Source organism: Aquimarina litoralis, from assembly GCF_019295435.1.
In the GTDB taxonomy this organism is placed as follows: domain Bacteria; phylum Bacteroidota; class Bacteroidia; order Flavobacteriales; family Flavobacteriaceae; genus Aquimarina; species Aquimarina litoralis_A.
In genome coordinates, this window is sequence record NZ_WEKL01000006.1 from 1 (window position 1) to 24,066 (window position 24,066).

A 24,066-nucleotide genomic window follows, 5' to 3' on the forward strand; every position below is an offset into this window, starting at 1 on the left:
TATACAGAAGCAGATAATGCTGAAAATAGATTTACTTTTTCTACACTTTTCAATTCAAAACTTAGTAGTAGAAGTACCATTAGAACAGGAGTTTTAGTAGAAAATATAAGAGTAGAATCCTTATTACGTGATAGAACAGAACAACCGGATCTAGATAATGATGGTGATCCGGATATTTTTACATTTAGAGATATTGATGAAAACCTTACCATTTTCCAACCATTTATTCAAGGGCAGTTTAGGCTTACTGAAAAGCTCACATTAAATACAGGAGTGCATGGTCAGTATAGTTCATTAAATGAACAGTTTGTGTTAGAACCAAGAGCAGGACTTAATTATAAAATCTCACAAAGTCATCGTCTAAGTTTTGGATATGGTTTACATCACCAACCAGTATCATTACCACTTTTGTTTCTTAACGAAGAAGTAAACGGAGCTTTAGAACAAACGAATAGAGATTTAGATTTTGTTAGAAGTAACCATTATGTCTTGGGATATGACGTAAAGCTAGGAAGTAGTTGGAGAGCCAAATTAGAAGTATACTATCAAGATATTGATAATGCAGCGGTAGAGCCTTTTACATCTAGTTATTCTTCTTTGACGGAAGGAGCTGATTTTGGTTTTGATAATGATAGAGTTTCTCTTGTGAACGAAGGAACAGGATTTAATCAAGGAATTGAACTTACTGTTGAGCGATTTTTTAAGAATGGATATTATGGTCTGTTAACGACCTCATTATTTGAGAGCAAGTATGAAGGAAGCGATGGTATAGAAAGAAATACACCATTTAATAATGGATATGTAGTGAATTTATTAGCTGGAAAAGAATTCGCAATGGGAAAAACTAAAAAAGATGTATTGTTTTTTGACACAAGAGTTACTTTTTCTGGAGGAAGATATTTTACACCTGTTGATTTAGCAGCCTCGCAAGCAGCCGGTTTTGAGGTTTTACAAGAAGATTTAGCATTTAGCGAACAGAATGATGGTTATTTTCGTTGGGATGTTAAGTTTGGGTATAAAATCAACAGTAAGAAAAAGAAAACTTCTCATCAATTTTATGTGGATCTTCAGAACGTGACTGCTAATGAAAATCTTTTTGCTAGGCGGTATAATCGATTAACAAATAATGTTGATGAGGTGAATCAGATAGGTTTTTTCCCCGATTTTGGATATCGATTTGAATTTTAACATAAATAAACGAGATGAAACACAATGAGATGCATGAAATTTGCGTTTTGGGATATCTGTAACTTGGTTTTTATGGGAGATGACGAGGTAGCAGTTTGGACGTAAAAAAGGTTGCATGGAGAACCAATTACAAGATATAGCTTATTTGATTCAGTTTAGAGACCACTTTAATAGTAGCGTCTCTAAAGCACCTATTGCCTGGCATTTAGATCATATGCTCAAGGTAATTAATAAGATTAATACTATTCTGGGAAATTCTGATCCAACAGTATACGAGAATCGTTTTAATTTCTGGCGAACCATCTCTTTCACCTTTAGATATATACCTAGAGGAAAAGGAAAATCTCCTGCCTCTGTATTACCACCAAACGAAATAAAAACAGAAAGTATATTATCTCAACTTGAAGAAGCGAGAACAAACCTTTCCAATTTTGAAAGTTTGGATCAAAATGCAAATTTTATGCATCCCGTTTTTGGGCAACTCAATAAGAGTCAATCAAAATGTTTTTTGAAGATTCATACAAAACATCACTTGAAAATAATTCGTGATATTTTAGGGAAGGAGTAAATGTGGTTTTGCTCTTTTAAAATATGCTCAAAAATCTTTAGATATTTCTCCTTTCTATCTCAAGAGCTCGGCGATAAAAATCTCTAAATTTTTCTTTGGTATATAAAGCTTTCATTGTAGACAAAACATCAGGTAAGGATAAGCTACACCATTCCCATAGCATGGTGCTGAAGTTATAATGGAACATTTGTTTTCCAACTTCTTTTCTAATGGTTTCAATTTCAGTTTTACTAAAACCATTTTCCAGAAGTCTAGATTCAATTTGCTGCTTATTTTCTTCGGTTAGTTCTGTATCTAAATAAGGTTCCAAAATCCAATCCCAGTTCCAACTGTAAGGTGATAATGGAATGTTGTTGCGGTTTGCGAATGATGTTAGCGCTTCCTTTTTCTCTGCTGAAATAAAAACAATATCATCTTTTAGAATGATTCTGGCCATACCAAATTCTATACAAATCGATATAATTTCTTTGGCATCAATTTGTCTTTCAGGATATACTGAAGAGGGCTCAAAAGGATATTTAGAAATCCATATACCATGTTCGTTAATTTTAGACTCACCGATTCCAGAAAATAGGTGAGTAGGTATTATTTTTTTAGTACGCTTTTGAAATATGTTTTTTAAAAATTTCAATATACATTCGTTTTACTATATCTATAAAAATAAAAATTGCCCTCTCATTTTTTTAATAAATACTTCGCTACTGCATGATAGGCAGGTAATGAGGTTGGATCTATTTTAGCATTTTTTGCTTCTGGATGCGAAGCAAATCTAACTAATACCATTTCTGCTTTGGGATCTATATAGATTGTCTGACCATGTACTCCTCGTGCTGCAAAGGCATTATGTTCATTATGAGTAATCCACCACATATCTCGATAACTCCAATTGTTCAAAGTACTATAAGCAGATTTTTTAAAAGCTTCTTGGCTTCCTCCATTCATAATATTTTCAATAGTTTGAGAAGGAATGATTTGTTTATTATTAAAATACCCTTTGTTTCGTATCATTTCTCCGAACATCGCCATATCTCGTAAATTGGCACTAAAACCTCCACCAGCAAACGCAATTCCAGCTCCATCAACCTGAAAATAACCATCAACATGAGTACCAAGAGGTTTCCAAATTTTTTCTGATAATAACTGAGGAATACTTTGTTTAGTTACTCTAGAAATAATCCATCCCATAGCATCGGTATTAATCGTTTTATAACCAAATTCATTTCCATGATCACCACTTTTTTGTACGGTTTGTAGATATTCATAATAATTGGTTGGACCGTTGTAAGATTTTGGTTTTGGCAACGGATTACCAGCAGCCGAAAAAGACCAAACTTCAGCCTTAGGATCTGAATAATCTTCACTGTATTTCAAATTGGTGGTCATATCTAATATTTGCCGTATGGTAGCATCCCCAAATGCCGAATTTTTTAGTTCTGGAATATATTGACTTGCTTTTGTTTCTTCCTTTAATAACCCTTCAGTAACTAAGATTGCTCCTAGGGTACCAGTAAATGTTTTACTCACAGACATCGCTGCATGAACACCATCTTGTGCTAACTCTCCAAAATACTTTTCATATACAATAATACCTTTATGCAAGATGATAATTCCGTCAGTATAATTTTTATCAAGAGAAGCTTTCCAGCTTATCTTTTCATTACTACCTAATGGAGTAAATTCAACCGCATCTATAGAAGAATCTAATCGTATTTCGAACTCATACCGATCTGAAGTTGCAGAACGCACTTCAGTAGTGGGTAAAAATTCGCGCATATGACATACACTATATCGTAAGGCTGGGAATGTAAAAAAACTACCATCTGATGCAGAAACTACTTTTTCTTTGGTAGGAGGATATCCTTGCATCCATTTTAGTTTTTTAGGATCTGAATCTTCAGCGTTTAAATATTGCTGAGCATGTATTTGGTAACTTATAAGTATAAATAGCGTTAAAGAGAAAGCCTTTTTCATAAGATAATAGTTGGTTAATCTTGAAAATAAATTCCAAGGTGTGAGTGTAAACTTTTTTCTCTTAAAGATACTTAATTTACAGGGTTTTATGAAAAGGATTTTTGATCAGATAAATATCATTTAAATCTAAAATTGACGAAAGAATGTGCATTATCTTGGTTTAATTTTGTAAACCTTATTTCTATAAAATCTAACTCCCGATATTCTGGATATCTATTCAGGAAAAACTGCTTTACTTCAATTGCTTCTATTTCCAATTGGGAGTACAACTTATTTGAAAGATCATAATTATAAAAGCTAATTAAAAAGTAATTGCTTTCATCATCGTCATCAATTCCAAAATTAAAGCCGCATAAGATGTCTTCATGTTTAAATTCTTTTTGTAGCTCATCATTTATAGTTCCTATTTTTTGAATTCGCTCTTTAAAATTACAAGAGGTAAATACAATTAATAGGGATAGAAAAATATAAGTCTTTTTCATTTCAATAATTATGATATAAAATATTTAAAAGTATTAGTACTTATGCACGAATTTATTCATCTGTGTCTCTTATGTTTGGAAATATTTCTTTGCCATTCCATTCTAGGACTCTTCGAATCATTTTAGTTTCAGTCCATTCCGTTTCATACTCCTTTGTTTCGCCACTCTCTCGTTTATAAACAATTTTTCCTTTGATACCATTTTTTTCTTCTGGGAAAATATATTCTTCATCAAACCAATATAAATCGGCATCAGCGATTCGAGAGTAATCCATTGCTTTTACTAGCTTTATGCCATCATAGAATAAATAAATTCCACCACCATTTATACCACAAGCTTCTGCTAGATACTTGATTTCTAAAATACTTTTTACATTATCAAGACCTTTATTTCCTGATGCTTTTATAGAGAATTCCTCTGTCATAAGTTGTGATTCATTTTCCACATAATCACTACCATTTTTTATAATTCTGGTTTTTAGAAATACTCGTGAATCATCTTTTTTAAGTGCAATTAAGTAGGTGAGATTGTTAACTGTTTTTTTATCAAGAGAAATGAAGCTACCCAAAACATAACCAACTTTATTATTTGCTTTTACCTTATACCAAGGAGCATCCATACCATCAAACTCCATCGTTGTATTGGATTTTTCCAAGATTTCTACTTGCTCACCGATTTTCAGAAGTGATAGTACGTTAGAGTTTGTTGTAGGTTGATCTCTGAGCTTTACATCATTACCAAACATATATGCAATTTCTCCATTTTTGAATTCATAGTTTGTAGCGATGTATTTTGTCTCTTGACTAAATACAACTTGTAAAATAAAAAAAGCAAATAGTACTATTCTCATAATTTTAAGGTTTATGTGCACTTAATATTAGGTGTCAAAAAAGTATAAAATGTTACCCCGATATTTGTTTCTATAAAATTAAAAGTTAAAATGATAAGATCGACCCCTATATTCAGTGCTTTTTCTTTCCTTAATTATCCTAGTTTTCTAGAATCTCACAATATATCATGGGATTTATATATGTGTAGAAAGTTTAATCGCGGGAAAAATGCAACACTTGATTAAAATGATAGTTCATATATTTGATTCATAAATTCATCACATCAATCAAAAAACATGAAAAAACTCATTGCATTATGTACGCTACTTCTTATTTGTTTATTTGCTAATGGTCAAGAAATAAAGGAGGTTTCTCAAAATTGGAGCTCATTTAGTCAATCCGTTAAAGTTGAAACGGATTCTGTACGAAAATTTAAAGTCATTGCACATGTAAAGGTCGAAACAGAAGATCCTAAAGCTCAGGCTGGTGTTTGGGCTAGAGTTGATAATAAACCAGATCAAGGAAGAGGATTCTTTGATAATATGAGGAATCGTCCCATTAAATCAAATACTTGGAATTCGTATACAATTCAGGGAATACTTAATGATAAATCTGAAAAACTTGTTTTCGGCGGAATATTCTATAACAACGGAACATTTTTCTATGATAAATTCGAACTTTACATAGAAGATGATGAAGGAGTATTTCAACCTGTAGAGATCAAGAATCCTGGATTTGAAACTGAAATAACGGATCGCACAATTCCGGAATGGACACCTGGTATTGGAAGAAATGAAATAACTTTGGTACAAGAGTTCACTTTTACGTCTAGTAAGGATAGTGTAGATGGTACATATTCCTTGGCTATCGACGGGAAAGGAATTTCTAAAAATACTGGAAGTATAGAAGGTTTTTTTCCAAATATCGGAATTGTTATAACTATCGTTCTTATCATGCTTCTGATCATACCTTTGCTAACCTATGCATCTTCTACAGATGATGAGAAATGGTCGCTATGGTCCCGTATTGGATTTAGATTTTCATTTATCTATTTCCTACTCCTTATTTTTTTCCAAAATAACGGGGCGTACCCTTTCTTCTATTATTTAGCGCAAAAACCAGTGGAACTTATGGAGAAGTTTGTGCCTTGGTTGGGAGAACACATCCTGGGAATTCCATTTAAAATCAAAACCGGTCCTAATGGAAGTGGTGATACTAGCTTCGATTATTTAGTGGTGTTTTTCATTTTTCTTATTGCCATAGTAGGTACCTTAATCTGGTCTGCTATTGACAGAAAACGTACTAATTACAAGACTTTATATTATTGGTTAACAACAGCACTACGTTATTACGTAGGGCTTATGCTAATTAGTTATGGATTGGTGAAAGTTATTCAATTACAATTTTCTGCACCAAGTTTTTACAGACTTTTAGAGACATATGGAGAATCCTCACCAATGGGTCTTGCATGGACTTTTTTAGGTTTTTCTAAAGGGTATAACTTGTTTATGGGAATTGCTGAGGTACTAGCAGGACTATTACTCTTTAGACGTACTACAACTTTTGGCGCTATTATCACATTAATGACTGCTATGAATGTGATGGCAGTAAATTACTTCTTTGATGTGCCAGTTAAAATATTGTCTACGCATTTAGTGATTATGACTTTGTTTATACTATCTAGGGATTTAAGAAAAGTGATGGAATTTTTGGTTACCAATAAGCAAGTTGAAAAACTAACCATTATCCAACAACCAACATTACACAAAGGAGTTCGTATCGGCCTCAATGTTACAAAAGGGTTGATAGTAGCATATGCTCTTGGTTATGGATTTTATAGTACATTGGCTCAAAAAGAATCATATGGTTTAAATAAACCTAAACCACCGTTATATGGAGTCTATGAAGTAACGAACTATGTAGTTAATGGAGATACCCTAACAAATTATAAGAGTGACAAGCGCTGGAAAAATATACGATTTGAAAGAGAGGGTAGTGTTCAGATAGAAAAAATGAATAAACAAAGGGCTAATTTTTCAATTGAAATCGATTCTACAGCTAATGGAAAGATTAAATTTATTCCTTCTTCAGGAGGTTCGGATTCTTTTGATTTTCGTTATACAAAAACAGAAACCACTTTAGATTTTAATTTTATCCATAAAAACGATACCATTTCAGGGCAAACTACAAAAATGGGAGAAGATAAGTTTTTACTGGTCAATAGAGGTTTTCACTGGATAAGTGAGCGACCTTATAATCGATAGGTATTTTTATCTAATAAAATTATATTGATATTTCGAAATTCATAAGATCATGCTGTTATATGGAAAAGCTATTTCTTACTGTTTAAGTATTGAATAGCTTTTTCTAAAACAGGATCTTTGTTTTCTATATAATCAGAAAGCATTTTTTCTACTTTAATATCCGGTTGAATTCCAAATCCTACAAATTCTCTTCCATCAGGATAGGTATCTTTCTTGGTACATACTCTTGCTATTCCACCATTGGGTAAATCAAAGAATAAAGGCTGCCCCGTACTTCCATTGGTAGGTGCTCCAATTTTAATCATATGTTTTTGCTTGTCAGCATAGATTAAAAAATCTTCAGCAGCAGAAGCAGTTCGATGACCGATTAATATGGCTGTAGGTACCACGATTCTGCTAGTTTTAAGTAGATTTCTATCACCTATTCCTAGTGTATCTGGTTTATAAGGGAAATCATGATAATAGGTATCTTGCTTCCAGGCTTTCAGCGTAGGAATGTGTAAGCGACTTTGTGTTTTTGATCCATAAAAAATAGTGTCATTGGTTAAGTGGTGTAAGATGACTTTTCCTATTCTGGAGTGTCCACCACCATTTTTTCTTAAATCAATGATCAACTTTTTTGCTTTTTTAAGCTCTGGTATTTTTTCAACAAAACTTGAAGAAATCTCCCATTTCATAAAGGAGTTCAACGAAACATGAGCAATATCGTTCTCTAGCCATTTTATGCTTAATAATTCTTTCTTTTCAACAGGAGGATATACTTCCTTTTCTTTTGTTTTTGAAGTATATACAGTGAGTGATTTTTGAGAACCATCAGGAAGTTTTAATTTCAAATCATACTTAGTACCTGCGTAGCCTTCAAGCATTTTAAATACTCCCAGATCTTGTCTTACATAGTCTGTAGAAGAAGAAATATAAGGAATCACACAATCCTTAATGTACTCTTGAGTATTGATTCCATTTACTGAAATGATTTCTGTTCCAATAGGAATTTCATCTTTCTTACTTAGATTGACTCTTGTGATGATAGCCTTGTCTTCAATGTTTTTAAGAAATAATCGATAAGAACCAAAACTTCCATTAAAAACGCTATCCTGAATTTTTTCAGGGAACCAAACATTGGTATGTCCATCTTTTAAATACGCACAAAACTTTTGCAAAAGACGATAATATTCATAATCATTTTTTGTCTCCTGAACTTGTATGATGTATTCTTTATATAATGTATCCCACTCAGCTTGATTAATTTTATTAAAGTAGATATAATTGTAATTTATTTCTTGCCAAAATTTAGAAAGCCCAAAAATTTTCTCCTCTTTAGATAACTCATTCGGAATTTGTCCAAAAGTTATATTTGGAAGAATCATAAATAAAGAAATTATTACTGTTTTCATTTGCAAGAGTTTATCAGTTTTATATAAAACGCTTTCAAAGTAAAGATCTTACTCACTAATGTATTTAAATAAACTTTTGAACAATCAGATTTTCTCCATTTCTAGTTGTTCGAGATCATTTTTGAGACCTATACTTTCGAAAAAACTATTTGTGTTTTTAGCGTTCTTATCTACATTAATTATCAAAAAACTATCTCCGTAGGTTTCTTTCAATTTTGAAATTAATGTACATGCTATTTTTTTATTTCTGTGATCTTTGCTTACAGCTATTTGATGTGTTCTATTGCTAGTTGTGTTATGAATAACATAGCCAACCAATTTATTATCTAGATAGGCACCTAAGGATATTGTATTCTCTTTTATGGTATCGAGCACGTTCTTTGAATTTTGCCAGGTGGGTTTAATATCCCAAAAAGACTCCATAAGTTTCCAGTTATATTCCTGAAACTCCTTGATCTCTATAGTATTGTTAATTTCTAATTTCTCTACCTTTCCTTTATAGCATACAAGGTTTCTTTTTGTTATAAATCCTGATTTTTCATAAGATGTGATAGCTTGCTTATTTTTAGAAATAACTTCAAGAACTACCTTTTCAATTCCCCTTTTTGCCAAAATAGGTTCAACAAAACGATACATTTGTTTGGTGAGTCCAGCACCTCTTTTTTCGGGAATCACTCCAGTACCACCATTATAGGCCACCTTTTTTTTGTTTACAATATCAAAACCATGCAAAATAAAGGCTACTAGTTTATCATTATCAAAAACACCAACGGATAGCTGAAGATCTGTTTTGTCAGCAAACATTTTTAATGTTAACTGTTCTTCGGTTAATTGAAATGGAATAAAATAGTCTGAAAAAGACTCGTTAAAAACCGTTAGTATTCTTTCTGTTGTTACTCCTTCTAAAGTTTTGATTTCCATTTCTATTCCTTTTCGATCGTAATTTTACCTTCTACCCAATCTGGTAAATAAAAATTTATTCCTGTTTTATGTGAAATATCGATTAATTTATTTCTCAATTCCACAGAACGTAATCCAATTGCTTTTCTGGTTTTATTTATTTGGGAAATGTTAGCGGTATTAGGTGGATTAAGATATCCATAAAGAGATTCGCCCTCATCCGTTATAATAACTTCTTTCCAATCTTCAATCAATGCAATTTCATAAGGTGAAATATAACCTTCATCTAGTGCCTGGAACAATTTTGGGCGTATATATGGATATAAGGTGTCATTTCTTACATAGTTAGGTTCGATAGAATTGTGATGACTTAAAATTGTGGATCCCCAAAAGTTATTACCAATAAGAAACTCACCAGGATAACCTTTGGTATGTATAATTTTGAATAAATCTTTTAATTGTACTTCACTATGTTTTGGGAAGTTTTTTAGTATATATGCTTCCTGTTTTTCCTCATCTTCAATAAGATAGGCTTTGAGTGCCATTTTTTGATCTTTTTCAATCATGAGTTTTACCTTATTCATCACAATTGTATCTATTCTATTTAGGTAAACACTCCTAAGATCATCGTACTGTTTTTCTATATTCCGCCAATCTGCATCGGTTAGATGTTGTTGGATAACCTTTTGACTTTTAATATTTTCTAATTCCCATCCATTGGCAATACCTTTCTTGATATATGTTAATCCTTTTTCTTTTTTATTAGTTATTAATAACAGCTGGGAAGCAATTTGATAATCTCGAAGAAAACAAAAATCATAAGTTGTAAATATTTTTTCATATTGCTTTAGAGCATCTTCATAGTTTTCATTGCCAATGTATTCTTCAGCAGTGATGATGGCCTGATGATAATCTTTGTAACTAACTTTACTTTTTGTATCGTTACTACAGGAAGTAAAAAGAGCAATTAAGCCAAGAAATGTAAAAAATCGAATCTTCATTTTTTCCTTTTAAAAGACACTAATTTAATATAGTGAACATGATGTTGTTGACTTAAAAGTTGATTAGTTCAACAGTTTTTGTTTCATTTTCATTGATAGTAATTTTTTTCATGATTCCGCCTCCTGTTTTATCCCATAACATAAAGGCAATTAAATAATAGTCACCAGAAGGAAGGTTGCGATATTCAAATTCACCATTTTGATTACACATCGTCTTTTTAGTATCGTGATAAGCTTCTGGATCAGGAGTAAATTTAGGAATACCATCTTCTACAAAAACAGCTCCTGAACTCGTATTGCTATATATATTATTTAGCCTTTCTTCTGTATAGCTACATGAAGGCATTAATTCTATTCGGAATTCTTCTCCAAAACGGACTTCTCCTTGCTTAGATTTAAATTTAGCAGTACCCTTAATTTTCCCTTTTCCTGAATTCTTAAACCATTTAACTTCTTCATAATCAAACTTGTTTTTTATCGTTATGATCTTTTCCTGTCCGTAAGAGTAAGAAATGGCAATTAAAGCAACTAATAATGATTTGTATTTCATATACTATGGTGTATCTTTTATTGAAGCTAATTTTTCTTTTTGAAATCGAAGGTTATCTCCATTTCTCCTCCTGAAATTTTTGCTTGTAGTTTTTTTCCATTTTTTAGATATTCAATCTTTTTAGGGAACTCATTTTCTGGATTTTCGCTTACAAATTTTCCACTTTCTATTTCTGTAAGCTTAAATTTGGTAGGTTCGTTTTCACCTTCTCCAGTAATATTAAGACTCCAATAATCATTTTCTTTAACCAACCTCACGTTTTCCTGCCAGATCGTGTCATTCTCTTTTAAGGTATAGCTAAACCCAATGTACTCATTTTCTACATGTTGTTTCCAACTTTCATATGTTGTGTGATTTTCTTTGTCATTTAACCGTACCCAATCGCCCAAAATCCATTCAAAGCTAGAAGCTGATGTTGAGGTGTCATTTTTACAGGAAATAGCTAGTATCATAAATACTAGAAGAAGTATTTTAGTTGTTGTTTTCATAATTAAGTAGTTAAGATATCAAATCACTATTTTAAGCCTTTTGAAATTTCTTCTTTTCTAAATAATACCATTTGTTTAATCAATTCAATGGGTAGTGGTCGATTAAACGGAAATTTAACAGTGCCTTTTCCCAACTCAAAATTTTTTAATTCGTCTGTAAAATGTTCGATAGTATTTTGATAAGGGTAGAAGCTGACAAATTTGGAATAGGCAACTATCATTAATTGTTGTTTTGGATTGGTATCCGGGACAAGCGTAAATGATGGAACTTTGTAATCTTGTAGTTCAACAGCCTCTGGAACAGTTTCATTGATAAGACGTCGAAGTTCTTTTAAAATTATTTGTGCTTTTTCAGATTGACTGTTGATATAATCATCAATAGTCTTAAAAATAGGCATGCCTCCTTTTTTTCCCATTGTAGTTAAAATTTATAGATTCACTTCCCAAAGATGTTTAACACTTTCTGTATGATATTGACAGCGTTTTCCAAATACAAATTCCAAGGAGTTACTAAGGTACTAAATATGGCGACAATATTTGTAATCTAATAAACACCTCTAATATGATCATGCACATTTTCGCGATAGTATGTTTCCAGATCGTTCATAAGTGTATTTGATAGTGAGGGGAGAAGACTTGCTTTAGCATTACCAGAAACATGTTTTGATGAACTTGCACCTGGAATGATGGTAGTGACTTCTTTGTGATCTAGAATCCATCGAAGCGAAAACTCTACCATGGATAAATCATCAGGACAAAATGTTTTTAATTCRTTAGCTAATTTCACACCTGTTTCAAATGGGAGACCGGCAAAAGTTTCCCCTACATTAAACGCTTCACCGTCTTTATTAAAATTTCGGTGATCATTTTCATGAAACTGTGTATTCTCACTAAATTTACCAGTAAGCAGACCGCTTGCTAGAGGTAATCGAACTATAATTCCAACGCCTTTCTCATAAGCTTGAGGCAATAATTCTTTAGTTAATTTTTGTCTGAAAATATTAAAAATTACCTGCAGTGATTGCATGCCTTCTTGTTCTAGGCAAATAAGTCCTTGCTCTACACTTTCTACACTTGCGCCAAAATGAGCAATTTTTCCTTCTCCTTTCAGCATGCGCAACCAATCAAAAATGGCTCCTTTTTGTAATTCTTCAATTGGAATACAGTGCAATTGTAATAGGTCAATACAATCTATATTTAAACGTTCTCTAGAAGCATCAACATGTTTTCTAAGTGCTTCTTCAGTATAGTTATCAGGAAAAACTTCGGATCTTCTTCCGAATTTCGTGGCTACTCTAACCTTTGCTTTTGTTGTTTTTAGAAACTCTCCAATCAATTTCTCGCTTTTGCCATCTCCATATACATCCGCAGTATCGAAAAAATCAATTCCATTGTTTATCGCTTCTTCAAGAATTTCAAATGCTTGCTTTTTTTCAATTCCATTACCCCAATTTCCTCCAATTTGCCAACAGCCTAATCCAACTTCACTGATGTCAAAACCGTTATCTCCTAAATGTCTTTTTTTCAATTTTTTTGAGTATTAAATTTTAGTTTCATTTGATGAAAAGCCCCATTACACCTTCTTTTGTTATAGGATCTACCAATCCTTTTTCTAGCCCGGATTTTCTATCATCATTTTTATGAATTTCCAGTGTTTTATCTGTATCAAACTTTAAAATTAAAACTTCTGTATTTAATTCTGTATTAAAATAAACCCAATTACTTTGAATGTTAGACCAAGGTTTCCCAAAATAGGTGATTGAAAACCCTTTATTCAATAGATAATAGCAAATTTCTTTAATCTTAATCGATTCTAGAGATGCGATGTTTTCCATTTTGAATGGCTTTTTTGTCTAAAAGTATGATGAGTAGAATAACCTAGTATTTTGGATTTTATCCTTGTCGTAGAATCTTTTCCATCTTTCGACCTTTAGCCAATTCATCAATTAATTTATCCAAATATCTTGCTTGTTTGGTCAATGGAGTTTCAATTTCTTCTATTCTATAACCGCAAATTACTCCTTTGATTAGATGCGCATTTGGATGTAATTGTGCCTTTGCAAAAAAATCTTGAAACGTTACTTTTTCATCGATCAATTCTTGTATTTTTTTATCATCAAAACCGGTTAGCCATTCTATAACTTGATGTAGCTCTTCCTTGGTTCTACCTTTCTTTTCAACTTTAGTTACATAATGAGGATACACGGATGCAAAAGTTAAATTTGCCACACGTGCATCGTGTTCTGGAGTTGTAGCCATAATTTTAAATGAAAATTTTTAGTTCTTATAAAGATATTAAAAAAGGAACATCTTATTAATCCGAGTTCATTGTCCCATTTATAGGGGTAGTTCTTAAAATATCTCTTTTGATCTCGCCAGGATACACTAGAAAAACTGGAATTTGAATTTTATACTCCTTAATCAATTTTAGAACAGCACTGTCAATTTCTTCTTTAGAATATCGACTTGAGAAATGATTAAGAATTAACGTGCCTATATTTATTTCTTTGACCATTTGCAGAACTTCATCAATTCTACTGTGTTTATTTCCTTTGGATTCAACTTGAGAATCTCCTTCGTTTTTCAGAAATGTAGATTCATGAATTAATATTTCTGAACCATCCCATTTCGAATAGTCGTCAACAGGCGTATCTCCGGAAAAAGATAAAATGTTAGTCTCTATCTTTTCTGTTATAAATTCTCTTCCGTGGATGTTTACAATATCTTTTATTTCTGAGCTTGATTTTGATTGAAATTCAGTTTTTAATTTATGCTTGACTTCATATACTTTATAACCAAAACTTTTATGAACACCTTGCGGAGCCTTTATATGTTTATTGCGCAAGGCTTCAACGAGAATATTGTTTTTTATTTCTACTCTTGAGCTATCTTCAATACCAACCCAAGAAGATGAAGTTACGTGCGGATCGAATTTTTTAAGAAAACTACTCATTGCTGGGAATGAACCAGAATCTTTTGGATAGTGAATTCTTGGGAAACCATCTCTAGCATTTAATTGTACAAACTGTGGTAATCCATTTAGATGATCTCTGTCAGGATGTGTAATGAATACATTTTTAATTTTTCGAGACTTCTGAAGCAAGCCTGCAGAGAGTCCATCTCCTGCATCAATTAATAAATTCAGTTCTTCTACATTAATCCATGTAGAAAATAACGCTGTCGAATATGATGTGATATTATATTTCACTATTGTACTTTATCGCTTTTATAAATCTTTTAGAAAATAAGCTAATGTTTCTAATGATAGCTAAAGGTAATTAACCCAAATATTTTTATTAGATATCATTATTAACTTCTATCCAATATCCATTAGGATCTTGAAAATACACTTGCTTGATTCCATCGTTTCGAACATAATCTTTGTTAGGTGTGTTGCGCCAATCGGAATACTCAATTTTTAATTTATCTAAATGTGTAATAAAAGAATCTAAATCAGGAGTAGACAAGGCAAAATGCACTGCTTTAGTAGTTTTAATCTCCTCATCTGGTCGAGGAATTAGATGTAACTGTTTTCCATTACTAATAGCTAACCACCTAGTTTTTGAATTTGATGCTGTGTTCTCAATTTCCTWTAAATAAAGCGTTTCTTGATAAAATGTAACCGACTCATCTACGTCTTTAACTGAAAGTGCAATATGATTGAATACAAATAGCATATATGATGATTTATAATTAAAGCACAATATATGTTAATCCGGTTTATTATTCTAAAGGGTTTCTACAATTTGAATGTTATTACCACAGGTATCATTAAAAACGGCAAATTTTACAGTTCCCATTTCCGTGGGCTTTACACTAAAATCAACATCGAGTTTTGTAAGTCTTTCGTATTCTTCCTCAACACTATCTACATCAAATTGAGTATATGGGAAACCAGCTTCCATCAAAGCATCTTGGAAAACTTTACATGGTTCAAAATGGTTAGGTGCAGGTTCTAGTAATAGTTCTGGCCCATCTTGCCATTCAGGAGAAACAAGAGTAATCCATCTATTTCCTCCTTCTAACGGGGCATCTTTTTTTATCAAGAAACCTAACTTTTCTGTATAAAATTTTAAGGCTTTTTCTTGATCTCTTACAGGAATACTAATTAATGTTACTTTCATCTTTTCAATATTTTAGTTTAGTTTCCAAAGTTTAAAAGTCTGTATGTAAATTACTTCTCGAAACTTGCTCTTTTTGAAATTTACTAGGAGATTTTCCTGTTTTTGTTTTAAATAATTTACTGAAAGACCCTAAACTTTCAAAACCCACAGCAAAACACGTTTCTGTAACGGTCATTCCGTTTTTTAAATTTTCTTTGGATTTTTCAATACGTTTATCAATTAGATATTGTCTTGGTGTCAGTCCATAATATCTTTTGAAAAGTCTTTGTAAATGATATTTTGAAGTGAATTTTATATGAGATAAAAAGTCTAGGTTTAAGTCTTGATCAAAATTAGTATCTATGAAATGACGGGTTTCTATAACAGTCTGAATCTGCTTATCATTAGAATAACAGCTGTTTTTTACCTGATTTACTTTTTTTTCGTAGAATGTCATTTCTAATTAGTTCGGGATTTATAGTAATGCTATATCTATAATTATAGTATCTAAGGAAACCCTGATATTCTAATTATAGACTTACTATTAGCTTATACTTCTACAATATCGAAAATAAATTTAAAAAAAGAAATTGAGTCAATACATGTTTCAACATGCTTTATATAGGTTTCTGTTGTTTTGAATATAATTTTCTAGAAATGATGGACTTTCATAAATACAATAGCGATTTAGTTGAATGTCTAAACCGCTATTCTAATATTAATCCCCTATGGGGTTTACGCTTCTAAAAATTGAATCAAGAACGTTTTACAATACTTTTAATTCTGGACTTGCTCATGTTGTGGAATTTTAAAATTACCAGGTGTAAACTTGAATGTTTTCATTAATCTAGTCCATGTATTAATTTGTGATATAGCTAGTGTTAGATAGCTTATTTCTTCCTTAGAAAAGAAGTTTGTTAAGGTATCAAATATTTCATCTGGAATTGGAGCTCTCTGAAGTTCGGTCAGTGTCTCTGTAAATTTTAATACTGCTCTTTCTTTATCAGTAAAATAAGGTGTTTCTTCCCAGACACATAAGGATGCTAATCTTAGTTCGGTTTCTCCTTCATGTTTTAATAATTTATGATGCATATCTACACAATAAGCACATCCGTTTTTTTGACTTACAAGTAGTCTTAGGAGTTCTAGTAACTTTGTATCTAGTGTTGATGTATTGATAAAATCTTCTATTCCCATTAAATGATCAAACATTCCTTTAGGAAGATCTTGATAACGTATTCTTTCCATTATTTTGTCTTTTGAGATTATTAATGAAACAAATTTAGTGTCCGAAAAATCGAATCTCATTAAGATATCTTAAGAAAGGAATTTTAAAGTGATTTTCTCAACTCACTTAGGTATTCTGGAGTTATATCAAGATAAGAGGCAATCATATATTGAGGAACTCTTTGTACAAAATTCGGAATAGATTCAACCAATGCTAAATATCGATCTTTACTAGAAGTTTTCATGTAAAAAAAACCTTTGCGCTGCTCGGCAATTAGCCAGTTTTCATAAATCAATCTAAAAAGCCTTTCAATTTTTGGGATTTTATTAAAAGCTAGATCAAGATCCTGTTTTTTGATTCGTAAAACGGTAGTTTTTTCCAAAGTTTGAATTTGGATTAATGATGGTTCTTGCTTTTTAAAGCTTTCCAGATTTGTAACCCACCAATTTTCGATCCCAAATTGCACAATACGTTCTGTACCTGAGTCATCTATATAGAAGCTTTTTACTAGACCTTCAATAATGAAATGATGATGTGTACAAATACTACCTGATTGTTGGATATATTCATGTTTTTGAAAAGTCTTTTCTTCTAAAAATGAATAAAAAAAATCAAATTCTGCATCTTCTAAAGCTACATAACGATCTATATATTTTCGTAAAGCATCCATTCTTCAAAGTTAGGTGAAGAAGTAATATAAAAAGTAATATAGCCAAGATTTTTTATACCATGTTGGTCTTTGTTTTATTGAGTTGAACCATTTGATTTATTCCCATGAATAAAACTATTAATGCAATAATACCAATGATCATTATCCCTGTTTTAGAAAGTTCAAAAGGATTGAATACCATCAGAATAATGCTTCCTAAAACCCAAACGTAATCTTGGATAATAATCCAGATAATAGCCTTTCTTCTTTGTTTTTTAATTTCATACCAGATGGTCGCTGAAAAATAGATTAATATCGAACCAGTAATCCAAAACACTGTGTTGTTAGTGGTGCCAAATAATGTAGCTATTTGTTTATTTAATAGAATTAGTATGATACCAGAAGTAATCGAGAATAGCGCATTAGTTTGTAAAGCTTTTTGTAGTTGATTCATTTTGTTTGAAATTTTATTACCGTAAATTTCTATAAACAATATAGAATCTCTCTTGACAAATGTTAATTAATGTATTCTTCGCAACCTACTTAGAGATTCTGGTGCGATTCCGATCATAGAAGCTATATATTGTAAAGGAACATGCTTAAAAAGTTCAGGTTCTTCGCTAATTAATTGATCATAACGTTGTTTGGCTGTAGTATGTAATTGAGAAAACATCTTATTCTCTAATAGTGCAAAAGAATTAGCTAATAAAATATTGTCAAATTCTAACCACTTAGGATTGGTTTTAGTTAGTTTAAAATGATCTTCTCTATTGATAACAAAAAGAGTGCAGTCTGTAATTGCTTGTATATTCCAATGATTAGTTGTCTCAAAAACGAAACTGCTTAAGGATGTTATGAACTTACCTTCACTGCCGATCCATAATGTGATTTCCTTTCCATCTGCGATATCATACATTCTCATATAACCGGAATCGATAAATGCCATTTTCCGACAAATTTTTCCAGCCTCGAGTAAAAACTCTCCTTTGCTTATTTTTAAGGGTTCAAAAGCTGAAAGAATAGCATCCATTGAATCTTTATCGATAGAAATTTGACTTGAAATACAGTTTTTTAATTTTTCCATTTATTTTGATGAATTCCAAATACGAATTAGATTAAAATTTCTTATAGATGTTCTAAAGTAGGAGAGAACTAACAAATTATTGAAGACTTTTTAATATATCAGTACTTACCCATCTTAATTTCCCATTGTTTGAAAAGAATATAAATTTTCCATCGGCAGAAAGTGAAGGAGCAAAATCTTGATTAGTTACATTAATTTTATCTCCTAAATTTTGCGGTTCACTCCAATTATCATCTTTGTTTTTATAACTAAAATATAGACTACTATTGCCTTTTTCATTTATTGAGAAGATAATGAAGTCTTCATTAGGAGAAATATATGGGTCAAATTCATATTTTTCAGTACTTATTGGTCTTCCAGCATTTTGTGGTGCTGAGAACTGATTATTATCTAATACTTTAGTTGTGTAGATGTCGAAGGAACCTTCACCACCTTTTCTGTTTGATGAGAAAAAGGCATTGCCATTATCTGAAATAGAGAAGAAGTACTCATCAAAATCATCTGAGTTAATAGGCTTTGGCAATGGTTTTGGTTTTGCCCATTGATCATCTTTTTTATCTGCATACCAAATATTATAATCTAGTTTTTTATCTGTGGTATGTGTTGGTCTTTTTGAAATAAAATACATTCTATTTCCATCTTTGGATAAAAATGGATCAGCGTCATTATAATTAGGATCAGAAAAGGAGGCAATGTTTGGTTTGCTCCATTTTTCATTTTGCTTTTTTGAAAAGAAAATGTTTTCGCTTGAGGTAATGGTAGTGAAATAAATTTCATCACATTTTTTAATCTCAACATTGAATTTGAAACTACCATTCAGATCTAATATTTCAGGATTAAAATCTTGTGGAATAGCTTTCGGTTTTGATAAATTATAATAATCACATTGATCTTCTTGCGCAGTGATTGTATGGCAAACTAAAATATAAGCGAAAACGAAAATGAGCTTTTTAAAAATAGATGAGATCATGATGAATTAAAGTGTTTTATTGATGATGAACTACGAATTTAAACAAAAAACGGTTGGAGTATAGACTCTAACCGTTTTTGTTATTATATGTTTAAAGAACGGGTACTTTAATTTCGGTTACAATTTTTAAGTTAGATTAGCTAATCTATTCTTTTTTAATTCATAAACCATGCAAGATGCGTCGTTAAATTTTCTTTCTTCTAAAAATTCAAATCCTAATCTTTTATAAAACCGTTGTGCTTTGATATTAGATTTTAATGGGTCAATCAAAATGCTATCAATAGATTGGTCACTAAAACATTTTTCAATGGCAATTTCCATCATTTTTGTTCCATATCCTTTGTTTAGATTTTTTTCTTCTCCAATCCATATATCAATGGCTTTTTTATGAGGGCCAACATCTCCCCAATAATGAGTTTCTTCTAAAAAAGGATCAATGATTTGAATAAAACCAATTGGTATCCCATCAAGTTCCGCAACGAATTGTTCTCTCCACTCAGGATTTCTGTTTAGTTCAAATTCCCAGTTCCATTCATCATCCGGATCACAATCTATTACGTGCTGTTTCGTGTCCCAATATTGTAATAGATCAAGATCATGAATGGTAGCTGTTCTTAATTTTATCATTTGGATACATTGGTTATTGCTAACTTCTTAGTTATAATTTATTGGGCAAATGGATAATGATTACTGGCTATAACCGAAAGATAATGAATTCTTATGAAGCGTTTAGTTTTAAGGAATGATTAGTGTATGCTTTTTATGTAAGAGACTTATTCTATTTGAGTTGCCCACATAATCACATCGCGAAAGTCGATTTTTGCACTTTTGGTTAATTCAATAACTTCTTTTAAATCACCTTTAGCTAACTTTAGAACTGATAGTCGAGTATTTTTTAAATTATATTCAGATTCAGCCATAACGTGATGTAAGCCAATTGAAGACAGTTCACTGATTACTAATTCGGTTTCTTCAACGTTAAAATCTCTATGTATAATATCCAGTATTGCTTTATCCATTTTTTACGTATTACAATATTTGATGAGATACTCTATTTGATTAACTTTTTTGTAGCTATAATAATTCCTGTTGACCAGTTCATTTTAGTTAAGCTTACATCCTCACGACTTTCTAAATACTCGATTAATTTAAGAGCTTTTTCTTGATGTCCTTCTGGCCAATTGGGTTGTGGTGTCATATCATCTATAACATAAAAACCACCAATAGTAACCAATTCCATGATTTCATCAATCTCGCTGTACTTTCCTGGCCATGCATCTGCAAAAATCAGGTCAAACTTATCTCCATTATAATTTTTAATCCATTCAGTTCCATCTGCACAAATAATTTCGATTTGTGGATTCTGTCCAAAGAAACCCTTTGCTATTTCAATTAGTTTAGGATCATTATCAACAGATATCAATTTGGAACCATCATCCATTCCATCTATCATCCAGGATAAAGATAGTCCTATTCCAGTGCCTAATTCAAGCAAGTTAGCATTTGGTTTAGAACTGATCAATGTTTTTAGTAAAGTTCCAATATATACATCAGATGGCATTGTAAAACCAATTTCAGTACATTTAGATTCGATTTCTGCATAAATTTTTGGTTTGTCAAGAATATGTAAATCATTCATTTTTTTAACTTATTGGTAAACTCTTTATTATTTCTACTATTGAAATATAATATAACCTCTAATTGTTTACTCTTCTGGCTGTGTATAAGTTACGATGTCTATCCCTATTCCATTTGGGTCAATGATTGCAAAATGCCTATCTCCCCAAGGTTCATCTACAATGTCAATTTCCATAGAAACTCCTTTGTCCTTAAGAGTTTTGTACATTTTATCTACTTCTTCAACTTCTATGGTTATATACATTCCTTTACCATTAAATTTGGATTGAAAAATAGGCTTTTGGCTAGGATGGTTTGGTTGTAAAAAACTAATTTCAGCCGACTTATCGGGAGTATGTAATAGAAGATAGAAGTCATTTTCAAAACTCACACCAAAGTCTAGTATGTTAGTATAAAATTCTTTTGTTTCAGCTAGTTTTTCTGTAATAATTCCTGCGTTTAATTTCATTTTAAGATGCGTTTGAGCATTTGTTCCACTAAGGATCAGTGAAAATGCGATTACTAATAAGATTCTCATTTTAATATTTTATAGCAGCAAATTTAGAAGAGGAGGTTTATAAGAAATTGTAAAAATTGGACAACATCTACTGAAAGGCTTTAGAAGGAGTTACACCATAGAAGTGCTTAAAACTTTTAATGAAATGAGCTTGATCAAAAAAACCAACATCATAGTAAAGTTTATTTTCTTTAAGACTTTGTGCAGAAGGTTTTGCGCTTAAAATGTATTGAAAACGTACAACATTGCTAAAGGTTTTGGCTGTTGTTCCTATATGAAAATTAAAAATCCTGCGAAGTTGTCTAGAGCTTAGCCCTGTATTTAGTTCTTCTTCAGTATTCAGGAAACCATTTTTTTCAAAGATGAGATTTAATGCATTGAAAAAACGTTTATCCAAGTCAAAATTTTGTTGTGTTACTAAGTAAGTTAATTTCTCATTTAAATGGAAGACTATTTTTTCAAAAGATTGTGATGGTTTTATAGTAGAAGAAATCCATGATGAAMGTGCTGGTAAAATTTGTCTTAATTCTATGGATTTATTACTTAAAGTTTTTGCGTTTACAGCAAATAAAAGAGGAAAGGCAGTAGGTAAGAAACGTATTCCTATGTAATCAAAGGATCTACCAATTGGAAATTCGGTATACTTTCTACAAAACCCCATTACAAAATTTTCTGAAGATTGATTATGATTGAAAAAAATGTCAATACATCCATCAGAAACCACTCTGTAGATAAATGGTTGATTGATTTTGTTTATTGTTTTCAGTTGCCAAAAGCAATAAACAAAATTCTGGATTTCTTTACTGGGTTGAACTTCTAGATATATAATAGCATCATTTCCAGTCTTTACAGTTGGCTGAATAGGTTTGTAATAGTTTTTTATAGGTGTCAGTTCTTTCAAAATTATAGTATTCTACATTATAAATAAGAGAGGTAAACTTCGAATAGCTTGGATTAGTTTTTTATTCTAAATATCCGATTTTCTGTAATACCTCACCTTTTTTAATACTAATTTCCTTCAATTATGATTATTTACGGTTCACTTATAATATTATAGATATATAGCAATAATAAGTGTTTTTGATTTCCTACTAAACTTATAAAAAAATAAAATACATAATATCATTTAGCTGCATTTAATGCAAGATTTAGTAATTGATTAGCAATAGGGTCTATCTTGCTTTGAGCTCTTGAAGTATTGGAAAGAATAACACTAACTGTCTTTTTACTAGGTACTATAAACAGAAAAGAAGTACATCCTATTTGTGCTCCAGGATGACCGATAATAGCACCTTCATTTGGTTTTTGACTATATAAAAACCATCCAAATCCGTAGGCGTTATTTTCTTTTTCCAAGCTATGATGTTCTCTCATGATCGTAAACGTACGTTCTTGTACAAAAATGTTATTGAGTACTGCATTTCCAAACTTTAACATATCACCGACAGTTGTGTAAAAACCTCCAGCGGGTATACGATTGCTTACATTGTTTTCTTTAGCAAGTTTTGCCTTACCTTTTCCTTTATTACGATTATATAATTGAGATTTATTAGCATAAGATTTTTTAAACTTTTCGACACCAGTATTCGTCATTTGTGCTTTATCCCAAATGTTTTTTTGCATGTAGTTTTCAAAAGATAATCCAGAAACATTTTCTATAATAACTCCTAATACAGTATACCCATAAGTTGTATAGCTATATTGAGTACCAGGTTCAAAAAGTAAGTCTCTATTTTTAAATATATCAAGAGCTCGACTAAGTGAAGTATATTCTTTAGTAGTATTAGATTCTGATGCGTTTTTGTAACCAGAGATCCCAGAAGTATGAGATAATAAATGTCGCGTTGTAATTTGAGTTGTTTTTTGCTTAGGATACTCTGGGATATACGTTTGAATAGGAACATCCAAATCTAATTTACCTTGTTCGACTAATTGCATTATTGCTAGTGCAGTCATTGGTTTTGCTATGGAGCCCATTCTCACCCTGGTGTCTAGATCAAACTTTATATTATCCTTTTTATTAGCATAACCTGAAGCAGCTTGGTCTATTATTTTTTCATTTACAGAGTATCCTGCAGATACACCCATTACTTGATTTTTTGATACAATGGTTTCTAATAATGATTTTACATCATCTTTTTCGGTTTGAGAAATTCCAAAATGCGAAAGCATTAGGAAGAAGAATACAATACAATAGTTTTTCATTTTTTGAATTTTTATGGAATCCAAAAATATAAATGGAATAGGTCAAAAAGGTTGATT

The 24,066-nt window shown here is 31.4% G+C and carries 30 protein-coding genes and 1 pseudogene; 3 read left to right on the plus strand and 28 right to left on the minus strand.

The window, feature by feature from the left end; genetic code table 11:
- Together GBO31_RS04485 and GBO31_RS04490 are read left to right on the plus strand one after the other, a co-directional pair.
- A pseudogene (locus tag GBO31_RS04485) lies at positions 1–1,188 on the plus strand (TonB-dependent receptor); the annotation flags it as partial.
- Between the two features lie 115 nt (positions 1,189–1,303).
- On the plus strand, positions 1,304–1,756 hold the full coding sequence (locus GBO31_RS04490; RefSeq protein WP_219007126.1) for a DUF1569 domain-containing protein: 453 nt from the start codon (positions 1,304–1,306) through the stop codon (positions 1,754–1,756).
- A 37-nt stretch (positions 1,757–1,793) separates the two neighbouring features.
- Here GBO31_RS04490 and GBO31_RS04495 read toward each other — a convergent pair whose 3' ends face one another.
- The 4 genes from GBO31_RS04495 to GBO31_RS04510 form a co-directional block, all read right to left on the minus strand.
- A complete protein-coding gene (locus GBO31_RS04495) occupies positions 1,794–2,387 on the minus strand; it encodes a hypothetical protein (protein WP_219007127.1) in 594 nt (197 codons plus the stop codon).
- Between the two features lie 44 nt (positions 2,388–2,431).
- Complete coding sequence (locus GBO31_RS04500) at positions 2,432–3,727, minus strand: serine hydrolase domain-containing protein (protein ID WP_219007128.1); 1,296 nt, start codon at positions 3,725–3,727, stop codon at positions 2,432–2,434.
- Between the two features lie 116 nt (positions 3,728–3,843).
- Entirely contained in the window at positions 3,844–4,209 is a 366-nt protein-coding gene (locus GBO31_RS04505; RefSeq protein ID WP_219007129.1) for a hypothetical protein, read from the minus strand.
- Between the two features lie 52 nt (positions 4,210–4,261).
- The gene (locus tag GBO31_RS04510; RefSeq protein WP_219007130.1) at positions 4,262–5,059 is read right to left on the minus strand and encodes an SH3 domain-containing protein; all 798 of its coding nucleotides are present in this window, start codon (positions 5,057–5,059) and stop codon (positions 4,262–4,264) included.
- Positions 5,060–5,335: 276 nt separating this feature from the next.
- On the opposite strand from GBO31_RS04510, the gene GBO31_RS04515 reads away from it, so the two are divergent.
- Positions 5,336–7,303, plus strand: a complete 1,968-nt coding sequence (locus GBO31_RS04515) for a hypothetical protein (RefSeq protein WP_219007131.1) — start codon at positions 5,336–5,338, stop codon at positions 7,301–7,303.
- A gap of 68 nt (positions 7,304–7,371) precedes the next feature.
- On the opposite strand, the gene GBO31_RS04520 is transcribed toward GBO31_RS04515, so the two are convergent.
- From GBO31_RS04520 to GBO31_RS04635, 24 genes are all read right to left on the minus strand, one after another.
- Positions 7,372–8,697, minus strand: coding sequence for a S41 family peptidase (locus GBO31_RS04520; RefSeq protein ID WP_219007132.1), 1,326 nt, complete (start codon positions 8,695–8,697; stop codon positions 7,372–7,374).
- An 84-nt stretch (positions 8,698–8,781) separates the two neighbouring features.
- Entirely contained in the window at positions 8,782–9,618 is an 837-nt protein-coding gene (locus tag GBO31_RS04525) for a GNAT family N-acetyltransferase (RefSeq protein ID WP_219007133.1), read from the minus strand.
- 2 nt (positions 9,619–9,620) lie between these two features.
- Positions 9,621–10,598: a hypothetical protein gene (locus GBO31_RS04530; protein ID WP_219007134.1), complete on the minus strand. Its 978-nt coding sequence runs from the start codon at positions 10,596–10,598 to the stop codon at positions 9,621–9,623.
- Positions 10,599–10,650: 52 nt separating this feature from the next.
- Positions 10,651–11,148 carry a carboxypeptidase-like regulatory domain-containing protein gene (locus tag GBO31_RS04535; RefSeq protein ID WP_219007135.1) on the minus strand — a complete coding sequence of 166 codons (498 nt, stop codon included), beginning with the start codon at positions 11,146–11,148 and terminating at the stop codon, positions 10,651–10,653.
- A 26-nt stretch (positions 11,149–11,174) separates the two neighbouring features.
- On the minus strand, positions 11,175–11,636 hold the full coding sequence (locus tag GBO31_RS04540; RefSeq protein ID WP_219007136.1) for a DUF6265 family protein: 462 nt from the start codon (positions 11,634–11,636) through the stop codon (positions 11,175–11,177).
- Between the two features lie 26 nt (positions 11,637–11,662).
- Positions 11,663–12,052, minus strand: a complete 390-nt coding sequence (locus GBO31_RS04545; protein ID WP_219007137.1) for an iron chaperone — start codon at positions 12,050–12,052, stop codon at positions 11,663–11,665.
- Positions 12,053–12,180: 128 nt separating this feature from the next.
- Positions 12,181–13,164 (minus strand): aldo/keto reductase, encoded by a 984-nt coding sequence (locus tag GBO31_RS04550; protein ID WP_219007138.1) that lies wholly within the window; start codon positions 13,162–13,164, stop codon positions 12,181–12,183.
- Between the two features lie 25 nt (positions 13,165–13,189).
- A complete protein-coding gene (locus GBO31_RS04555) occupies positions 13,190–13,471 on the minus strand; it encodes a hypothetical protein (RefSeq protein ID WP_219007139.1) in 282 nt (93 codons plus the stop codon).
- 58 nt (positions 13,472–13,529) lie between these two features.
- Positions 13,530–13,895: a DUF2200 domain-containing protein gene (locus GBO31_RS04560; RefSeq protein WP_219007140.1), complete on the minus strand. Its 366-nt coding sequence runs from the start codon at positions 13,893–13,895 to the stop codon at positions 13,530–13,532.
- A gap of 55 nt (positions 13,896–13,950) precedes the next feature.
- Positions 13,951–14,844: an MBL fold metallo-hydrolase gene (locus GBO31_RS04565; RefSeq protein WP_219007141.1), complete on the minus strand. Its 894-nt coding sequence runs from the start codon at positions 14,842–14,844 to the stop codon at positions 13,951–13,953.
- An 88-nt stretch (positions 14,845–14,932) separates the two neighbouring features.
- Positions 14,933–15,313, minus strand: a complete 381-nt coding sequence (locus GBO31_RS04570; RefSeq protein ID WP_219007142.1) for a VOC family protein — start codon at positions 15,311–15,313, stop codon at positions 14,933–14,935.
- A gap of 51 nt (positions 15,314–15,364) precedes the next feature.
- Positions 15,365–15,760, minus strand: coding sequence for a VOC family protein (locus GBO31_RS04575; protein ID WP_219007143.1), 396 nt, complete (start codon positions 15,758–15,760; stop codon positions 15,365–15,367).
- Between the two features lie 31 nt (positions 15,761–15,791).
- Entirely contained in the window at positions 15,792–16,196 is a 405-nt protein-coding gene (locus GBO31_RS04580; RefSeq protein ID WP_219007144.1) for a helix-turn-helix domain-containing protein, read from the minus strand.
- Between the two features lie 320 nt (positions 16,197–16,516).
- Positions 16,517–16,987 carry a carboxymuconolactone decarboxylase family protein gene (locus GBO31_RS04585; protein ID WP_219007145.1) on the minus strand — a complete coding sequence of 157 codons (471 nt, stop codon included), beginning with the start codon at positions 16,985–16,987 and terminating at the stop codon, positions 16,517–16,519.
- An 83-nt stretch (positions 16,988–17,070) separates the two neighbouring features.
- Complete coding sequence (locus GBO31_RS04590) at positions 17,071–17,637, minus strand: Crp/Fnr family transcriptional regulator (RefSeq protein WP_219007146.1); 567 nt, start codon at positions 17,635–17,637, stop codon at positions 17,071–17,073.
- A gap of 52 nt (positions 17,638–17,689) precedes the next feature.
- A complete protein-coding gene (locus GBO31_RS04595; protein ID WP_219007147.1) occupies positions 17,690–18,070 on the minus strand; it encodes a hypothetical protein in 381 nt (126 codons plus the stop codon).
- A 66-nt stretch (positions 18,071–18,136) separates the two neighbouring features.
- Entirely contained in the window at positions 18,137–18,700 is a 564-nt protein-coding gene (locus tag GBO31_RS04600) for a Crp/Fnr family transcriptional regulator (RefSeq protein ID WP_219007148.1), read from the minus strand.
- Between the two features lie 76 nt (positions 18,701–18,776).
- Positions 18,777–19,670 carry a TolB family protein gene (locus GBO31_RS04605; RefSeq protein ID WP_219007149.1) on the minus strand — a complete coding sequence of 298 codons (894 nt, stop codon included), beginning with the start codon at positions 19,668–19,670 and terminating at the stop codon, positions 18,777–18,779.
- 126 nt (positions 19,671–19,796) lie between these two features.
- A complete protein-coding gene (locus GBO31_RS04610; RefSeq protein WP_219007150.1) occupies positions 19,797–20,297 on the minus strand; it encodes a GNAT family N-acetyltransferase in 501 nt (166 codons plus the stop codon).
- 146 nt (positions 20,298–20,443) lie between these two features.
- Positions 20,444–20,689, minus strand: coding sequence for a hypothetical protein (locus GBO31_RS04615; protein ID WP_219007151.1), 246 nt, complete (start codon positions 20,687–20,689; stop codon positions 20,444–20,446).
- A gap of 32 nt (positions 20,690–20,721) precedes the next feature.
- Positions 20,722–21,309 (minus strand): O-methyltransferase, encoded by a 588-nt coding sequence (locus tag GBO31_RS04620; RefSeq protein WP_219007152.1) that lies wholly within the window; start codon positions 21,307–21,309, stop codon positions 20,722–20,724.
- Between the two features lie 66 nt (positions 21,310–21,375).
- Positions 21,376–21,756: a VOC family protein gene (locus GBO31_RS04625; RefSeq protein ID WP_219007279.1), complete on the minus strand. Its 381-nt coding sequence runs from the start codon at positions 21,754–21,756 to the stop codon at positions 21,376–21,378.
- Between the two features lie 136 nt (positions 21,757–21,892).
- On the minus strand, positions 21,893–22,705 hold the full coding sequence (locus GBO31_RS04630) for an AraC family transcriptional regulator (protein WP_219007153.1): 813 nt from the start codon (positions 22,703–22,705) through the stop codon (positions 21,893–21,895).
- A 221-nt stretch (positions 22,706–22,926) separates the two neighbouring features.
- The gene (locus GBO31_RS04635) at positions 22,927–24,009 is read right to left on the minus strand and encodes a serine hydrolase domain-containing protein (protein WP_219007154.1); all 1,083 of its coding nucleotides are present in this window, start codon (positions 24,007–24,009) and stop codon (positions 22,927–22,929) included.
- Positions 24,010–24,066 lie beyond the last annotated feature (57 nt).

What these genes read in the sequence shown, in the direction of transcription:
- GBO31_RS04490 (WP_219007126.1), top strand. Translation starts at nt 1,304, where the DNA reads ATGGAGAACCAATTACAAGATATAGCTTATTTGATTCAGTTTAGAGAC.
- GBO31_RS04500 (WP_219007128.1), bottom strand. Translation starts at nt 3,727, where the DNA reads ATGAAAAAGGCTTTCTCTTTAACGCTATTTATACTTATAAGTTACCAA.
- GBO31_RS04505 (WP_219007129.1), bottom strand. Translation starts at nt 4,209, where the DNA reads ATGAAAAAGACTTATATTTTTCTATCCCTATTAATTGTATTTACCTCT.
- GBO31_RS04510 (WP_219007130.1), bottom strand. Translation starts at nt 5,059, where the DNA reads ATGAGAATAGTACTATTTGCTTTTTTTATTTTACAAGTTGTATTTAGT.
- GBO31_RS04515 (WP_219007131.1), top strand. Translation starts at nt 5,336, where the DNA reads ATGAAAAAACTCATTGCATTATGTACGCTACTTCTTATTTGTTTATTT.
- GBO31_RS04520 (WP_219007132.1), bottom strand. Translation starts at nt 8,697, where the DNA reads ATGAAAACAGTAATAATTTCTTTATTTATGATTCTTCCAAATATAACT.
- GBO31_RS04525 (WP_219007133.1), bottom strand. Translation starts at nt 9,618, where the DNA reads ATGGAAATCAAAACTTTAGAAGGAGTAACAACAGAAAGAATACTAACG.
- GBO31_RS04530 (WP_219007134.1), bottom strand. Translation starts at nt 10,598, where the DNA reads ATGAAGATTCGATTTTTTACATTTCTTGGCTTAATTGCTCTTTTTACT.
- GBO31_RS04535 (WP_219007135.1), bottom strand. Translation starts at nt 11,148, where the DNA reads ATGAAATACAAATCATTATTAGTTGCTTTAATTGCCATTTCTTACTCT.
- GBO31_RS04540 (WP_219007136.1), bottom strand. Translation starts at nt 11,636, where the DNA reads ATGAAAACAACAACTAAAATACTTCTTCTAGTATTTATGATACTAGCT.
- GBO31_RS04545 (WP_219007137.1), bottom strand. Translation starts at nt 12,052, where the DNA reads ATGGGAAAAAAAGGAGGCATGCCTATTTTTAAGACTATTGATGATTAT.
- GBO31_RS04555 (WP_219007139.1), bottom strand. Translation starts at nt 13,471, where the DNA reads ATGGAAAACATCGCATCTCTAGAATCGATTAAGATTAAAGAAATTTGC.
- GBO31_RS04560 (WP_219007140.1), bottom strand. Translation starts at nt 13,895, where the DNA reads ATGGCTACAACTCCAGAACACGATGCACGTGTGGCAAATTTAACTTTT.
- GBO31_RS04575 (WP_219007143.1), bottom strand. Translation starts at nt 15,760, where the DNA reads ATGAAAGTAACATTAATTAGTATTCCTGTAAGAGATCAAGAAAAAGCC.
- GBO31_RS04580 (WP_219007144.1), bottom strand. Translation starts at nt 16,196, where the DNA reads ATGACATTCTACGAAAAAAAAGTAAATCAGGTAAAAAACAGCTGTTAT.
- GBO31_RS04585 (WP_219007145.1), bottom strand. Translation starts at nt 16,987, where the DNA reads ATGGAAAGAATACGTTATCAAGATCTTCCTAAAGGAATGTTTGATCAT.
- GBO31_RS04590 (WP_219007146.1), bottom strand. Translation starts at nt 17,637, where the DNA reads ATGGATGCTTTACGAAAATATATAGATCGTTATGTAGCTTTAGAAGAT.
- GBO31_RS04595 (WP_219007147.1), bottom strand. Translation starts at nt 18,070, where the DNA reads ATGAATCAACTACAAAAAGCTTTACAAACTAATGCGCTATTCTCGATT.
- GBO31_RS04600 (WP_219007148.1), bottom strand. Translation starts at nt 18,700, where the DNA reads ATGGAAAAATTAAAAAACTGTATTTCAAGTCAAATTTCTATCGATAAA.
- GBO31_RS04605 (WP_219007149.1), bottom strand. Translation starts at nt 19,670, where the DNA reads ATGATCTCATCTATTTTTAAAAAGCTCATTTTCGTTTTCGCTTATATT.
- GBO31_RS04610 (WP_219007150.1), bottom strand. Translation starts at nt 20,297, where the DNA reads ATGATAAAATTAAGAACAGCTACCATTCATGATCTTGATCTATTACAA.
- GBO31_RS04615 (WP_219007151.1), bottom strand. Translation starts at nt 20,689, where the DNA reads ATGGATAAAGCAATACTGGATATTATACATAGAGATTTTAACGTTGAA.
- GBO31_RS04620 (WP_219007152.1), bottom strand. Translation starts at nt 21,309, where the DNA reads ATGAATGATTTACATATTCTTGACAAACCAAAAATTTATGCAGAAATC.
- GBO31_RS04625 (WP_219007279.1), bottom strand. Translation starts at nt 21,756, where the DNA reads ATGAAATTAAACGCAGGAATTATTACAGAAAAACTAGCTGAAACAAAA.
- GBO31_RS04635 (WP_219007154.1), bottom strand. Translation starts at nt 24,009, where the DNA reads ATGAAAAACTATTGTATTGTATTCTTCTTCCTAATGCTTTCGCATTTT.